Source organism: Blautia liquoris (assembly GCF_015159595.1).
In the GTDB taxonomy this organism is placed as follows: Bacteria; Bacillota; Clostridia; order Lachnospirales; family Lachnospiraceae; genus Novisyntrophococcus; species Novisyntrophococcus liquoris.
The window spans coordinates 2,045,380-2,060,978 of the sequence record NZ_CP063304.1; the positions used below are offsets into that span (position 1 = coordinate 2,045,380).

Annotated in this window: 13 protein-coding genes; all 13 read right to left on the reverse strand. The window is 42.8% G+C overall.

The window, feature by feature from the left end:
• Window positions 1-3: 3 nt before the first annotated feature.
• The 13 genes from INP51_RS09420 to INP51_RS09480 all read right to left on the reverse strand — a co-directional run bounded on the left by INP51_RS09420 (window position 4) and on the right by INP51_RS09480 (window position 15,587).
• A complete protein-coding gene (locus INP51_RS09420; protein WP_193734612.1) occupies window positions 4-1,335 on the reverse strand; it encodes a replication-associated recombination protein A in 1,332 nt (443 codons plus the stop codon).
• Window positions 1,336-1,362: 27 nt separating this feature from the next.
• Window positions 1,363-1,998: a polysaccharide deacetylase family protein gene (locus tag INP51_RS09425; RefSeq protein ID WP_193734613.1), complete on the reverse strand. Its 636-nt coding sequence runs from the start codon at window positions 1,996-1,998 to the stop codon at window positions 1,363-1,365.
• A gap of 65 nt (window positions 1,999-2,063) precedes the next feature.
• The gene (locus INP51_RS09430) at window positions 2,064-4,340 is read right to left on the reverse strand and encodes a DUF2298 domain-containing protein (RefSeq protein WP_193734614.1); all 2,277 of its coding nucleotides are present in this window, start codon (window positions 4,338-4,340) and stop codon (window positions 2,064-2,066) included.
• Between the two features lie 198 nt (window positions 4,341-4,538).
• Entirely contained in the window at window positions 4,539-5,162 is a 624-nt protein-coding gene (locus INP51_RS09435) for a cytidylate kinase-like family protein (RefSeq protein WP_193734615.1), read from the reverse strand.
• 14 nt (window positions 5,163-5,176) lie between these two features.
• Complete coding sequence (locus INP51_RS09440) at window positions 5,177-5,887, reverse strand: ABC transporter ATP-binding protein (protein WP_193734616.1); 711 nt, start codon at window positions 5,885-5,887, stop codon at window positions 5,177-5,179.
• Between the two features lie 14 nt (window positions 5,888-5,901).
• A complete protein-coding gene (locus tag INP51_RS09445; protein WP_193737320.1) occupies window positions 5,902-6,663 on the reverse strand; it encodes an ABC transporter ATP-binding protein in 762 nt (253 codons plus the stop codon).
• Window positions 6,664-6,666: 3 nt separating this feature from the next.
• Window positions 6,667-7,755: a branched-chain amino acid ABC transporter permease gene (locus INP51_RS09450; RefSeq protein WP_193734617.1), complete on the reverse strand. Its 1,089-nt coding sequence runs from the start codon at window positions 7,753-7,755 to the stop codon at window positions 6,667-6,669.
• A 10-nt stretch (window positions 7,756-7,765) separates the two neighbouring features.
• On the reverse strand, window positions 7,766-8,650 hold the full coding sequence (locus INP51_RS09455; protein ID WP_193737321.1) for a branched-chain amino acid ABC transporter permease: 885 nt from the start codon (window positions 8,648-8,650) through the stop codon (window positions 7,766-7,768).
• 20 nt (window positions 8,651-8,670) lie between these two features.
• Window positions 8,671-9,837 carry an ABC transporter substrate-binding protein gene (locus INP51_RS09460; RefSeq protein WP_193734618.1) on the reverse strand — a complete coding sequence of 389 codons (1,167 nt, stop codon included), beginning with the start codon at window positions 9,835-9,837 and terminating at the stop codon, window positions 8,671-8,673.
• Window positions 9,838-9,999: 162 nt separating this feature from the next.
• Window positions 10,000-10,926, reverse strand: coding sequence for a sugar phosphate nucleotidyltransferase (locus INP51_RS09465; RefSeq protein WP_193734619.1), 927 nt, complete (start codon window positions 10,924-10,926; stop codon window positions 10,000-10,002).
• Between the two features lie 4 nt (window positions 10,927-10,930).
• Entirely contained in the window at window positions 10,931-12,562 is a 1,632-nt protein-coding gene (locus INP51_RS09470; RefSeq protein ID WP_193734620.1) for an ABC-F family ATP-binding cassette domain-containing protein, read from the reverse strand.
• Window positions 12,563-12,650: 88 nt separating this feature from the next.
• Window positions 12,651-14,678, reverse strand: coding sequence for a sulfatase-like hydrolase/transferase (locus tag INP51_RS09475; protein ID WP_193734621.1), 2,028 nt, complete (start codon window positions 14,676-14,678; stop codon window positions 12,651-12,653).
• Between the two features lie 33 nt (window positions 14,679-14,711).
• Entirely contained in the window at window positions 14,712-15,587 is an 876-nt protein-coding gene (locus INP51_RS09480) for a putative manganese transporter (protein WP_193734622.1), read from the reverse strand.
• Between the last annotated feature and the right edge of the window lie 12 nt (window positions 15,588-15,599).

Genomic DNA, 15,599 nt, shown 5'->3' on the forward strand with positions numbered 1-15,599 from the left:
ACCTCATGGCTGTTTTTTGTCCCTGCTGTGTAAAAAGGACAGATATTCTCGTATCTTTTGCTCATATCCCATATCAGTCGGCTCATAGAATACGGATCCTTCAAGCTCGGATGGCAAATACTGCTGCTTTACATAGTGATATGGGAAATCATGGGCATATTGATATCCTGTGCCATGCCCAAGTTCCCCGGAGCCTTTATAATGAGCGTCCTGAAGATGAGATGGAACAGATGTTTTCTTATTCTTCACGGAATCCATCGCACCAAAAATTGCCTGCGAAGCTGCATTACTTTTTGGTGCACATGCCACATACGTCACAGCCTGCGATAATACAATGGCAGCTTCCGGCATTCCGATCCTCTCTACGGCAAGTGATGCCGAAACTGCAACGTTCAGCGCCCGGGGATCGGCGTTTCCCACATCTTCTGATGCACAGATCATAATTCTTCGGGCGATAAATTTGATGTCTTCCCCTGCATATAACATTTTAGCAAGATAATATACGGCTGCATCCGGATCTGAACCCCGCATGCTTTTAATGAATGCGGAAATCGTATCATAATGCTGATCCTGATTCTTATCATACCTGACCACTCGCTTTTGAATACACTCGGAAGCCGTGTCAAGATCGATATGAATCTTACCGTCCGCCTGCGGTTTTGTCGTCAGCGCTCCAAGTTCCAGAGCATTCAGAGCTAAGCGTGCATCTCCTCCCGAAATATCAGCCAGAAACTTCTTCGCATCATCAGTAAGTTCCACCGACAGATTCCCCAGACCTCTTTCTTTATCACCCGCAGCACGCTCCAGAAGCACTTCAATATCTCGCACTTCAAGTGGCTTTAGTTCAAATATAACAGATCTGGAGATCAGAGCAGAATTCACCTCAAAATATGGATTTTCCGTGGTGGCTCCAATCAGTACCAGCGTTCCGTCTTCCACATAAGGTAAAAGATAATCCTGCTGCCCTTTATTGAATCTATGAATCTCATCCACAAACAAAATTGTCTTTTTCCCATACATTCCCAGTCTCTCTTTTGCCTCTTTTACAACCACTTCCATATCCTTTTTTCCCGAAGTTGTCGCATTAATCTGTGTAAACTCGGCACTGGTTGTATTTGCAATTACCTTAGCAAGTGTTGTTTTTCCTGTGCCCGGCGGTCCATAAAACAGAACAGAACTTAGCTTATCCGCCTTAATTGCACGATACAGAAGTTTATCTGTGCCGATGATATGTTCCTGCCCGACCACCTCTTCCAGCGTTCTCGGGCGCATCCGAAGGGCCAGAGGGGCCTGGGTTTCTTTCTTTTTCTCTGCCATGTAGTCAAACAAATCCATACTGTCTTTTCGTACCTCTCTATCTTATTAATCCGCAATCATTTCATCCACAGTGACAAGTTCATACCCATCCTGCTTCAGACGATCCACAATCTGAAGTGCTGATTCCACAGATGTTTTAAAACAGTCGTGCATCAAAATGATGTCGCCGTCCTTCACCTGTTTCATGACATCATTTACAATAACAGGTGTGTTCTGTGTATACCAATCTCTGGAGTCAACTGTCCAAAGCACAGGGATCATCGTCACATTATAGTCAAGACCTCTCTTCCATACCCCGAAAGGCGGACGGATATAGGAGGTATAAATTCCTGTTATTTTATAAATTGCATTGCTTGTGGATACAACTTCCTGTTTTGCCTGTTCATCCGAAAGCTTTGTCAGCTGTACATGATGAAAGGTATGGTTCCCGATCAGATGACCATCCTCCTGCATCTGTCTTATAGTTTCTTCTCTACCCTCGATACACTGTCCTTGAAGGAAGAATGAGGCTTTTACACCACGTGCTCTCAGACCATCCAGAAGAGTAATTGTATAATCGCTTGGTCCATCATCAAAGGTCAGAGCAACCCGCGGACTTTCTCTTGCCGTCTCTCCGGTAGTTTCCCGGGCACATCTTTCTTTTGCTGGAGCAGCAGCGGTTATAAAAAATGCCGCTGCCAAAAAGCATATTACTATTAAAATCAGACGAATTCTCCGCTGCATCATATTTACTCTTTTTTATTAATCTATGCCATCTGATTCACTTTTATCAAATATGTTAAGCCTTTCTCTTGTTTGAATTCATCATCTTCATAAACAATTACACCCAGGTTTCGAAGAAGCTGGTCATTGAGTCTCGAATATTTCTCCCTCTCATACTGTCCGACATAGATATAACACACATTATATTTCTTCAGTAGGTCCAAAACGCGTCCGGTATCCTGCGAGGTATAGATTGTCTCTATATCTTTGGCACGCATATCCAGATCAGCGGGATCGCTCCTCCACAGCCATTCATGTACATACCATCCCAGGACTGTTGGCAAGCCTGTCATGGCAGAAACACGGCAGTAGTCACTATAGCTGTCCCCATTCGCCTCCAGAACCACAGGATTTCCCTTAATATTTTTATTCATCCAGCGGATGGCGGCAGCGTCACTTTCGAATGTATTCTCGATGTAGCTAGTCGCATTCAGACATTGGTACTGTTTTGGATCTTTCACATCTCCAAACCAGGATACAGAAGCATTATGAAAATATCCAAACGTAGACACTACAAGGACAAGTGAAACAACCCCGGCGGCTTTTAAAATTCTGCTCTTTTTGCCCGTGAGAAATCTGACAATAATATAACCAACTGAAAGTCCAAACAATATAAACGCCTGATAAGTCAGTTTAAACATCGTATTCGACCGGGCATAGCCGTCTTCATAGATGTCTCTTATGTAGAAAACCTCCGGAATGAGTACCAGTCCAAGTGCACACATTCCCATGATGAACGCAAAAACATCCGAGGTCCTTCCGTTTCGGAGAAACTTTAAAAAGCCTTTATAATGAACAAATACACATATCGTAAACAACAGGACAACAAAGGCCGGCAGCCCCCAAAGAATCAGCCACTGATGAATCGGCGTATGATGTTTTACAATACCAACTCCGGATACCATGTTCTTAAAATGTAAGGCAAACGGCAAGGCTGTAATCTCCGCTATAAGAAACAATTCCACTGACTGAATGATCGTGTATCTTATGACCGATTTTATGCGGGCATGCCTGGAGCGAAACAGATTCACGTAGATAAGACAAATAATAGCAAGGGTAACATATATCACAAAATCCCAGTAGTTCATAAACTGGAAGAGTCCGACAAGAAAACCTGCAGTCAATACATGCGGATCAAAGAAAAAATGCTTAAAGTCCCATCGATAATCTTGTTCTTTCTCGTCTTTTATCTTTAAAACCCAGGAAAGCAAAAGTCCAATAATCAAAGATACAAACATCGTATTCACAACATGAGCATGTAGATCACCCAGCACAAATGAATATGCCGGGAATTCATGAATACACTTGTCATTTGTCTCGGGATTGTAACCGATGTAACGCGTGGAATCCGGAAAGAAATAATCTGCAGAGGAGTTCCAGCCAAAAAACTTACCAAAGACACCATAGATTAGATAGTGTAAATTCCCGGCAAAAACAACACAGCCTGCTGAAAGCAGACCGGACAAACAAGAGATAATCTTCTTAAACTTAGGATTTTCTAGTATCTGCAGGCCCCGCATCAACTGGCTGACAATCGAAAATGACATGCAAAAAAGCAGTGCCGCGACCAGTGCCCGCATCAGATTATATGTATTCTCCACACTTTGAGCACTTAATTTCGTAAGAAATACAGCATAATATTGTCCGCCATAATAATAATTGATCTCTTTTCCTGCATACCAGATATCAGCTGCCGGAAGTTTCTTGCTTCTCATCATGGCTGCCATAAAGCCATAGTCCATAAACTTTTCAGTTCCATGTGCTTCCGGGCGAAACCCGGAAAGATAGGTCCATAATAAAAACACCATCAAAAAGAGCAGTTCTTCACCCAGAATCAGATTCCCGTCGAACTTAAACTTGGCAGCATTGCCCCGATGGATCTGGTAAATCCTGATCCCCCAGCATAAAAGTGCACCGAAGATAACAGCACCCAGACAGGACGCCCGAGTAAAGTTTACAAGATCCATACTGGCAAGAGCCCACACAACAAAACCGGATATCGCGATTCCCAGCGCTTTCGAAAATATCCAGCCCCGGTCTGCAAATTGCTCAAACAGACAATAAGAAAGGGGCAAAAAAGCTACTCCTATGACCAATACCATCAGCCACCAAACGATAAAGATAACATGATCCTGTTTGATCAAAGGCAATGTGCCGAATAAAATTCCAATAATAAAAAAAATATATACTATTCCTCTTCTGCTGATCTTCATCTGATTACCTGGCAGGATACCTCCCTCACTTCGCACCTTGATCTTCATCTCCCTTTCTGTTCATACTATCTATTGTATAATATCCCAAGAAAGTATGCAACCACCGTTAAACGCCAAATTAAGAGATCATAGGCCTTTTGGAAATCACAAAAAGGATATCTGACTGCCATATAATCTATCGGCAGTCCCATATCCCTTTATCATAGTGATCATATGATCCTGGCATTCGAAATATATTTATAATTTCTACAGATCAAACCTTGTTTTTCTATATGCGAGTATCATATTTTTGCATTTTTCGAATCCAAGTTTCTCGCTGTCGAGACAAAGATCATAGTTCCCCGCATCTCTCCAGTCATGTCCGGTGTAATGTTTATAATAGTCTCCACGGTATTTTTCCGTCTTATGAACATATTTTTCAAGGTCATGTCCAGTCAGTCCCATCCTTTTCCCCGAACGCCTGATACAAAACGCGGGGCTTGCATGAAGGAAAACGCTCATAACATTTGGATAATCTTTGAGTATAAAATCGGCACATCTTCCCACAATCACGCAGGATTCCGTCTCTGCCAGCTTTTTGATGACCTTTGCCTGATAGTTGAACAGATTTCTCGTCGAAACGAAATCATTGGAATCCGGCGGAATCAGTTCACCATTATATACACTTTTAGATATCTTAAAAAGGGTTGAACCTTTCAGCTTTTCGTCTGCCTCGAGAAATAACTCCTCATTGATTCCACTGTCATCTGATGCGAGGCGCATGATCTCACGGTTGTAAAAATGAATGCCCAGTTCATCTGCCAGCATCTCTCCAATTTCATTTCCACCGCTTCCGTACTGTCTTGCAATCGTAATCACAATATTGTCCACACTAACACCTCCACTTATTCTCCCAGATAGGCCTTCTTGATCGAATCATCCTCAAGCATTTTGTCCGCGTCACCGCTAAGAACTATCTTCCCGGTCTCCAGCACATAAGCACGGTCTGCAATGCTAAGAGCTTTGTTGGCATTCTGCTCTACAAGCAGAACGGTAGTTCCATCCGCACTGACCTCTTCTATAATCTCAAATATCTCATTGACGAATATAGGTGAAAGACCCATGGATGGCTCATCCATCACAATCATCTTAGGTTTTGACATGAGTGCGCGTCCCATGGCCAGCATCTGTTGCTCGCCGCCCGAAAGCGTTCCTGCCCTCTGATTTTTTCTCTCTTCCAGTCTTGGAAATCGATGATACACTTTTTTCAGAGTTTCACTGATTTCAGATTTATCATTGCGGGTATACGCTCCCAAAATAAGGTTCTCATAGACAGTCAGTTCAGAAAAAACACGGCGTCCCTCAGGCACATGAGCAATTCCCATCTCCACAATTTTATGTGCGGGAACTTTTGTGATTTGCCTTCCCTCAAACTCAACAAAGCCTCTCTGTTTTGGGATAAGTCCCGTCAAGGCATGAAGTGTAGTAGTCTTCCCTGCACCGTTGGAACCGATCAGGGCAACTACCTCACCCTGATTCACTTCGAAGCTAATTCCCTTCAGCGCTTGTATCACGCCATAATATACATGCAAATCTTCGACACGTAACATTGCCATCTTAAACTCTCCTCCTATTCGCCCAGATAAGCTGTGACAACCGCCGAGTCATTCAAAACGACATCGGTTTTTCCCTCAGCCAGGATCCTGCCGAAATTCAACACCGTCAAGGCTTCACAGATTCCGCCTACCAGTTTCATATCATGCTCGATCAGAAGAATTGTCATATTAAAATGCTCTTTTACAAAACGGATGGTATTCATAAGTTCAAGTGTCTCATTGGGATTCATGCCTGCAGCCGGCTCATCCAGTAAAAGCAATTTCGGCTTTGTAGCCAATGCTCGGGCAATCTCAAGTTTGCGTTGTTTTCCATATGGGAGGTTTCCTGCCATATAATTCTTTTCCCCATCAAGGTCAAAAACTTTCAATATTTCAACAGCCTTCTCATCCATAATTTTTTCTGTCTTATGGTAAGACGGAAGTCTTAAAATTCCAGAGAGTGAAGAGTACTTATAATGATTATGCAGCCCGGCTTTGACATTGTCAAGTACACTCATCTCCTGAAACAGCCGAATATTCTGGAAGGTTCTGGCAATGCCGGCTTTATTGATCTCCAGGGTGTTTTTTCCGATCAGGTTCTCACCATCCAGCTTAATAAGCCCTTCCGTCGGCTTATAAACTCCTGTCAGTAAATTGAACACCGTGGTTTTCCCTGCCCCATTCGGTCCGATCAGTCCGTACAACTGCCCTTTTTTAATATTCAGATTAAAAGCACTTACGGCCTGGAGACCACCGAATGCGATGGATAAATTATTTACCTCTAACATATCCGCCATCATTTACGCCTCCTTACCTTTCTTTCGTCTGCCACAGAGAGCTTTGAATCGGGCCTTTAATCGGTCTTTTAATCGTTCTCTGACATTCACAGCTGCAGGAGCCCAGTTAAACAGCATCATTATGATCAGAACAATGGCATAGATCAGCATGCGATAGTCCGAAAGTCCGCGCAGCATTTCCGGGAGAGCGGTTAAAATCACCGCTGCAATCATAGAACCGCGTATATTGCCGATTCCTCCCAACACGACATATACCAATATCATAATGGATGTATTATAATCGAATTTTTTAACCGTCAGTGTTGAAAGATTATGTGCATATAAGACACCGGCCACACCTGCAAGCGAGGCCGAAACTGTAAATGCCATCAATCTGTATTTTGTAGAATTGATTCCGACAGATTCAGCCGCGATGCGATTATCCCGGACCGACATGATTGCACGACCGCTTCTTGAATGAACCAGATTCAGTACAATTAACAGCGTGATTAAAATCAAAACCACACCAATGGTGAACGAGGAATCTTTTGGAGTCCCCGTAATGCCGAGTGCTCCGTTGACAATCACCTTCCCGCCTTCTTCCATGCCAAGAGCAGACGCGTCACCTGTCGCAAAATGCAGACCGTGACTGTCTTTACCTATATAGAGTATATTCATCAGGTTCTTGATAATTTCCCCAAATGCAAGTGTCACAATAGCCAGATAATCCCCATTCAGCCGCATAACTGGAATGCCGATAATGATACCAAAAAGTGCTGCAGCAAGAGCACCGATCAGTATCGCCAGAATAAATCGCACCGGGGAGGGCATCGTATCTCCCATAAGATTTGAAAAAAAAGCACTTGAGTATGCTCCCACACACATAAAGCCTGCATGTCCAAGACTTAGTTCACCAGAGATACCAATCACAAGATTGAGGGAGACTGCTGCAATCACATATACACAAAGAGGAACAAGAAGGCCCGAAAGAAGGCTGGAAACACTTCCTGTAACGGTCATGATCTGCATTACAATATAGAAAAGAACCACAATTCCATACGTAATCAGATTGTCTTTTTTCACTGCCATATTCCCACTACTATTTTTCTTCATCGCAGCCACCTCACACTTTCTCCTGAATATTCTTTCCGAACAAACCCGTTGGTTTTACAAGCAGCACGACAATCAGGACAGCAAAAACAATTGCATCTGCCACCTGGGAAGAGATATAGGCCTTTCCCAGTATTTCTATGACGCCGAGCAGAACTCCGCCAATCATGGCACCGGGTATTGAACCGATTCCTCCGAATACTGCAGCGACAAAAGCCTTGATTCCGGGCATTGCACCTGTATAAGGGGTAAGGGTCGGATATGCGGAACATAACAGAGCCCCTGCAATTGCCGCAAGGCCTGATCCTATGGCAAAGGTCAGTGAAATTGTAGCGTTCACATTAATTCCCATCAGTTCGGCGGCTCCGCGGTCCTCCGATACCGCCTGCATTGCACGTCCCGGTTTTGTTTTATTGACAAATAAAGTCAGACCAAGCATAATGACGAGACTGACTATAATTGTAACTGCTGTCGTACCCGTGATTGTTAGTTTCCCGCCCGCCATCTTAAGGTTCGGAAAAGTCACCACATTTGAAAATGATTTTGCACCTGCGCCGAAAATAAGCAGTGCGAGATTCTGAAGCAGATAACTGACACCAATTGCAGTGATTAAAACAGCCAATGAAGATCCTGCATTTCTCAGAGGTTTATAGGCTATCTTTTCGATCACAACTCCGAGAAGTGTACAAACAACTACAGAAATTAAAATAGCCAGGAGCGGGTGTAACCCGGCTCCTGTCATAAGTGTAAAAATTACATATGCTCCGATCATAATTATATCGCCATGAGCGAAATTGAGCATTTTTGCTATTCCATAAACCATCGTATATCCGAGAGCAATAATTGCATATACACTGCCCAGACTGATTCCATTAATTAAATAAGAGAGAAAACTCATCATGCACCTCCGAATGCACCTTACATTGCAACATAGGTACCATTCTCGATGACTACAGCCTTAGGTTCCTTTTCAGGTTCGCCATTTTCAGACCAGTCAATCTTACCTGTCACACCGTCTACTGTAATATCTACCATTGCCTTTTTCATCGCATCGCCGATATCGGAAACCGACATATCCGGTGTGAGCTTTGCCTGATCACCCGCCGCCTTGATTGCATAGAGTGCATCATATGCATCTGCTGCAAACTGGATCGGTGTCTCTCCATCATATTTATCTTTGTAAGCTTTGACAAACTTCTGAGTCGTCTCATCCTGTGCATCTGCGGCGAATGGCGTCAACAGCATCACACCTTCCGCAAGTTTCGAATCAAAGTTTTTAACTCCGAGAAGTCCGTCCAGTCCGTCACACCCAAAAAATTTTGTATTGATTCCCATATCAGAGGCCTGTTTTAAGATCAGTGAGGCCTCAGTATAATAGATTGGGAGGAAGATCAGTTCCGCACCGGCATCCTCTGCCTTCTGCAGCTGAACTTTAAAATCAGATTTACTGTCCGCCGTAAAGGCTTCCGCAGCTACGACATCAATGCCATTGTCTTTGGCACCCTTCTTAAAGCTCTCGTAGATTCCTGAAGAATAGGGACTAGAGCTGTCATAGATCACAGCTACTTTTTTGGCTATATTGTTTTTTCCGATATACTCTGCAGATTTGTTACCTTGCGCCGGATCTGAAAAACAGACACGAAAGGCATTATCTGGAGCTATACTATCCACAGATGTTGCAGAGGGTGTCAGCAGAAACATATTGTCATTTGCCGTTTCCGTTGCAACTGCGATACAAGGTGCGCTTGTCACAGTTCCGACCAGCATCTGCATACCCCAGTCTTTTAATGTGTTGTAAGCATTGACAGACTTTTCCGCATCACTTTCATCATCCTCAAACTTAAACTCCACCTTATTTCCGTTGATCCCACCGTCCTTATTGATTTCCTCTGCGGCGAGTTTTGAAGCCTTTTCAACGGCATCTCCATAAGCGGCATTATCACCTGTTGTCGGCCCAATGCCTCCGATTTTGAATACTTTCTTATCATCCGAGGGTGTATTATCACTGCTTCCACAGCCTGCAAAAGCAGTAGCCGCCATCGTAACTGTAAGTGCAAGACTCACAAGCATTTTCTTCTTTAACATATCTACTCCTCCTTGAATTGACGATTGTTCTGTTACCTGAATTCTCATGGTAAATGTTTTGTCTTATCATTTTATTCGCCAAAATAATTAATCTAGTTTCATATGTTACCCTTAAAATGTTTGTTTGTCAATCACTATTTTTATTATCACACTGTTTTCGCCTTAATTCCATAAATTTTTCGGATATAGGCCACTCTTTTTCATCTCGCTAATTGCATCGGCCGCAGCCGCTTTATTTTCGCTGTTTATGCCGCCATACCAATGTTCATCGGAGGGCAGAACCGCAACATCTGCTTTACCTTCCCTGATCAGTTCATTTACAACCGCTGGGAGAAAATATTCAGCATTTAGCGGAGCTTTTTGCACATCTTTGTTCAGGAACTTCAAAAAGCGAGACTGAAGTTCATCTAAGAAGCTATCTGTAAAACCCCAAAAATTCATGGAAACTATCACATCTGCTGAAATTAGTCTGAAACTGTCTCCGCCGTCTTGCGTATATAAGAATCTTCCGTCTTTTTTCTCGATGAAATGATACTCATTGATCTCATTTAGATAACCGTTCTGATCCAACTGGCAGATTCTTCGTGACACTGCCCCAGCTTTCGTCAGTGCGTTTTTGAGACGATATCCTACCATGGCATAATGATATTGATCCAAGTCGTCCTGTCGGGATGAAAGCTGATCATACATCAGTGTAAACGCCTGTCTCCCATAAAAATCATCTGCATTGATCACTGCAAAAGGTGCACCTTTCAGCTCATAGATACAGCTAAGCACTGCATACCCTGTTCCCCATGGTTTTTTGCGCCCCTCAGGAACCAGATACCCTTCCGGCAGATCATAGAGTTCCTGATAGACATAGTGCACTTTCACATATTTGCTGATTGTACGATCTATCTTTGAGCGAAATCGCGATTCATTCTCTCTGTTTATAATAAAAACAATCTCGGAAAAGCCTGCCTTTATGGCATCGTAAACAGAAAAATCCATAATGGCATTTTCCTGGCTGTCAACGGGATCTATCAGTTTTAATCCATCATGCCAGCTCTTCTGCCCAGCTGCCATTACCACTAAAACCGGCTGTTTCATACTTTTAATTATCCTCCTCCGTCATAATATAAACTTGACGTTTTCTGGCCATCTCATCACTTTCCAGATATTCATCGTAGGTGGTAATCTTGTCAATCAGTGATCCGCCCGGAACAATTTCCATAATACGGTTTGCTGTTGTCTCAACAAACTGATGATCATGTGAGGCGAACACAATCACACCTGAAAATTTGATCAATCCATTGTTCAGAGCTGTAATAGACTCCATATCCAGATGATTCGTAGGCTCATCCAGTAAAAGAACATTCGCACCCGAAATCATCATCTTTGACAAAAGGCAGCGAACTTTTTCTCCTCCGGAGAGGACTCTTACCTTTTTCACTCCGTCTTCCCCTGCAAAAAGCATTCGTCCCAAAAATCCTCGGACGTATGTGACATCTTTAATCTCTGAATACTGGGTAAGCCAGTCGGCAATCGTAAGATCGCTGTCAAATTCCTCTGTGTAATCCTTTGGAAAATAAGCCTGAGATGTCGTCACACCCCATTTATAAGTTCCCTCATCCGGCTCCATCTCGCCCATAAGAATCTGAAATAAAGTCGTCTTTGCCAGTTCATTCGCACCCACGAGTGCTGCCTTGTCTTCTCTTCCAAGAGTAAATGAAATATGATCCAGAATCACCTGTCCGTCGATTATCTTTGTCAGGTTTTCGACCTGAAGCACTTCATTTCCAATTTCACGGTCGGGACGAAAGTCAATATAAGGATATTTACGGCTCGAAGGTCTGATCTCATCCAGCTGGATCTTTTCCAGTGCTCGTTTTCTTGATGTCGCCTGTTTGCTCTTGGATGCGTTCGCACTGAAACGGCGGATGAAGTCCTGCAGCTCTTTAATCTTTTCTTCTTTTTTCTTATTTGCCTCTTTCATCTGTTTTACCAGAAGCTGACTGGACTCATACCAGAAATCATAGTTTCCGGCGTACAACTGAATCTTTCCATAATCAATATCCGCAGTATGAGTACAAACTTTATTCAAAAAATAGCGGTCATGGGAAACCACAATTACTGTGTTCTCAAAGTTAATTAGGAATTCTTCCAGCCACCCAATTGCATCCAGATCGAGATAGTTAGTCGGCTCATCCAGCAGAAGAATATCTGGATTTCCGAATAACGCCCTCGCCAGAAGTACCTTCACTTTCTGGGAACCGTCGAGATCTCTCATCAAGACATTATGATATTTTGTCTCAATTCCAAGCCCATTTAACATCTGTTCAGCATCAGACTCAGCTTCCCAGCCATTCATCTCCGCGAATTCTCCCTCCAATTCACTCGCCCGGATTCCATCCTCCTCGGAAAAATCTTCTTTTGCATAAATGGCTTCCTTTTCTTTCATAATCTCATATAATCTGGCATTTCCCATGATTACCGTATCGAGAACCGGATAACTGTCATATTTAAAATGATCTTGCTCCAGAACCGATAGTCTTTGTCCGGGAGTAATTGCAACTTCACCACTGGTAGGCTCTAATTTCCCGGATAGAATTTTTAGAAAAGTTGATTTTCCAGCACCATTTGCACCGATCATACCATAACAGTTTCCCTCTAAAAATTTAATATTTACATCTTCAAACAGCGCCTTTTTGCCAAAGCGCAGCGTCACATTATTTGCTGATATCATATCCTAACCTCTGTTCTTATTTTATAATATGTCTTACGACCCCTGGTAACCATTGTATCGAAATTTTATCTTTTTTCAAGTATTAATTCTATTTTACACGAAAGAATTCATCGAGTCTTCCCGAATCTTTTGCCAGTTCGTTGTACTGCAGTGTCTCATATTCCAGCTCCAGCTTATTGTATTTGTCAGCCGCATCTTCCCACCCGGTAAACTCACCATATGTATCCATATACCCCAGATGGTTCAGTGCGGGCATGCTTTTCTCCAGGTTTTGGAGATAATAATTATAAGGTGTCATCTTAAGTCCTGTTTCAGATAACATTCTGGTTGAGAGATAGTTTGTACTGGTGAAGACATCTTCCTCTTCGGGGATGTCATAATTTGCCCAGATAAAAAACGGAGTTGCAAAATATCTCTCCTGCTCTTTCAGAGAACTGTCGTCATATTTTTTACCGGTAATCCATTCGGTAAACCGATCCGGAAGATCCGGATAATGATCACCAAACATGACAATCATTGTGGGCTCATCGTAATCTTTAAAATAGTTGATCAAGTATTTTAAGGCATCATCTGATTCTTTTAGAAGAGACAGATACTGATTCACTGCCGGGTCTGTATATCCCTGTGTCTTTACATCACTGTGATAACTCGTATCCAGGTACCCTCCGTGATTCTGCATTGTGATATCGAACAGAAAATATGGATCGTCAGGGTTCTCTTTCTTATTGACTGTCTCTATAATTTTTTCATAGTTTGCACGGTCACTGATATGCTGGCGAATTCGTTTCGAAGACGGATCAAAATCGTCTATGGTATAAAACTTGTCAAAGGAAAGCATCCGGTATGCACTGGTTCGTTTCCAGTTGCTTCCTTTATTGGGATGCATCGCCTCTGCGCGATAGCCTTGACTTTTTAACGTGCTGACCAGGGAGTACTGATCATGAGTAAAATAGCTGACGTAGGGGACCATTCCCGGAAAACGTTTCACCGAATTACCGGTCAGAAACTCATACTCTGTCTTTGCAGTTCCGCCCCCCTGTATGCAGACAAGTGTATTCCCCTTTATTGTATTTTCCTTCATGGAATCATAAAACTCCATATATGGCTGATTTACATTGAAATCGCCGAGCAGTCGATAATCTGCCCAGGATTCATTCATAATTGCGATGATATTAACCGGCTTTACCTTCCCCTCCTGGCTCTTTTGATCGGTCTTTGTCTCTTTAGCCAGTTTCTTTACTTTCCCCTCTGAATAGTCTTTTGGCGGTGTAAGTCTCATGTATTTGGCCACACATAGAAACCCTGCGGTTGTTCCATATTCTTCATAGGTTTCGTAAGGGCGGTAGAGATCCGTAAGAATTCCAAGTGCACCATTCCATCCGGTATTCAGATAAGCGATGTATATACCAATCGTCGCTGCTGCTGTCAATATTCGCATCCATACTTTGGATTTAATCTGTTTTGCTACTTTTGCGTCTGCACTCTCATAGTACACACCAATCAGACAAAGTGTCACGACGGCAGTTATCACAATCTCTCTGGTAAGGGAAAAGTCATACCCTCCTGCCACTTCCATGGCCGTTGTAATACTGAAAAGGTCAATAAACTGAAAAGGCTCACCACGGAAGAGATATACATAGTAAAACACCAGGCTGAAAACAAAAGAAAGCAGATTTCCGATCAGCATTGTTTTACGCCACGAATTCAGGAAACACAACAGAATAATCAGCATGACAAAGATAAAAGAAATGTTCAGAACCATATACTGCAGTTTCATTGATCGAAAGAGCGGATTATTAGTCAATTCAATCTGGACGAATAAATAAGCTGAATTAAGCAGGAGAATAAGAATATGCCGGATTTTCATCCTCTGTGATTCGCGCCTTTTCCCTGTTTTGCCTGGGAATTTTAATATCCAGAAAGCAGCCGATACACAGATGCAGGCTAAAAGGACAAAAAGAACAATTGTATTTCTCTTTTTTTCCGCAATATTTGTACCTACAATCAGACGACTGTTTGCAAGCAGAAACACCAGAATTAAACTCCAATACAGAGAACCAGCTGCAAACAACAGTCTCTGCCTGCCACTTGTCAGCACCTTCATCCATTTCTCCACCAGATTCACCTCTTATCCTTCTTCCTTTCGAAACTAAAACACAATCCCCGAAATCTCAATGATAATTCCCCAGATTACGCCACAGGCATAGAGAAGTGCAGTCAGTTTCAGATTTTCCTTTGTATCTTTATTGGACCGAAACAATACCAGTATTCCTACTCCGGCACCGACCAGCAGTCCCGCCATCATCTGTGCGCTTCGAAGCAGACCCTCCAGATAGAGCTGTGTGATCACAACGGAAGCCGCACAATTCGGAATCAAACCTACAAGTGCCGCAAAAAAGATACCTGCAAACGGCCGGGAGCTTACCAGAGAACCGATTTTATCCGCCCCAATCACCTCCACTGTCAATCCTATAATAAACGATATCACAAAAATAAAGAAAGTGATCTGCAAGGTATGTACTGCCGCAGATTTCACAATCCCGTCCTCTTCACAATGGCAATGATCATGTTCACATAAATCATGAATCTCTTTGTCTTTATGCATGTGATGATTATGGCCCTTTTGAATTCTTTTTTTCCATATAAGGTCAATCAAAAATCCTGAGATCACACCAAGCAAGGCTTTTACTGCAAGAATTTTAATAATTGACAGTGGCGCCACAGATTCAGAGATCAGAATCGGAAGCATCTCATCGGAAGTCGATAAAAATATCGCAAGAAGTGTCCCTGCCGAAATCACTCCGCCGGCAAAAAGACTGGCCGCTGCAGCTGAAAATCCACATTGGGGAATAATACCGACTACTCCGCCAATCAGCGGACCAAATTTTCCGGATTTTCTCATAACGGTTTCTGTTTTTCCCCCTGCCTTATGTTCCAGATACTCCATGAGAAGATAGGTCAGAAACAAAAAAGGTATTACTTTCAAGGTGTCGACAACTGTGTCTTTAAATACATCTAGTAACATATAATTTTAATT

Bases quoted from the DNA above. Each gene is read 5' to 3' on its own strand.
- INP51_RS09420 (WP_193734612.1), bottom strand. From the start codon at position 1,335: ATGGATTTGTTTGACTACATGGCAGAGAAAAAGAAAGAAACCCAGGCC.
- INP51_RS09430 (WP_193734614.1), bottom strand. From the start codon at position 4,340: ATGAAGATCAAGGTGCGAAGTGAGGGAGGTATCCTGCCAGGTAATCAG.
- INP51_RS09440 (WP_193734616.1), bottom strand. From the start codon at position 5,887: ATGGCAATGTTACGTGTCGAAGATTTGCATGTATATTATGGCGTGATA.
- INP51_RS09445 (WP_193737320.1), bottom strand. From the start codon at position 6,663: ATGGCGGATATGTTAGAGGTAAATAATTTATCCATCGCATTCGGTGGT.
- INP51_RS09450 (WP_193734617.1), bottom strand. From the start codon at position 7,755: ATGAAGAAAAATAGTAGTGGGAATATGGCAGTGAAAAAAGACAATCTG.
- INP51_RS09455 (WP_193737321.1), bottom strand. From the start codon at position 8,650: ATGAGTTTTCTCTCTTATTTAATTAATGGAATCAGTCTGGGCAGTGTA.
- INP51_RS09460 (WP_193734618.1), bottom strand. From the start codon at position 9,837: ATGTTAAAGAAGAAAATGCTTGTGAGTCTTGCACTTACAGTTACGATG.
- INP51_RS09465 (WP_193734619.1), bottom strand. From the start codon at position 10,926: ATGAAACAGCCGGTTTTAGTGGTAATGGCAGCTGGGCAGAAGAGCTGG.
- INP51_RS09470 (WP_193734620.1), bottom strand. From the start codon at position 12,562: ATGATATCAGCAAATAATGTGACGCTGCGCTTTGGCAAAAAGGCGCTG.
- INP51_RS09480 (WP_193734622.1), bottom strand. From the start codon at position 15,587: ATGTTACTAGATGTATTTAAAGACACAGTTGTCGACACCTTGAAAGTA.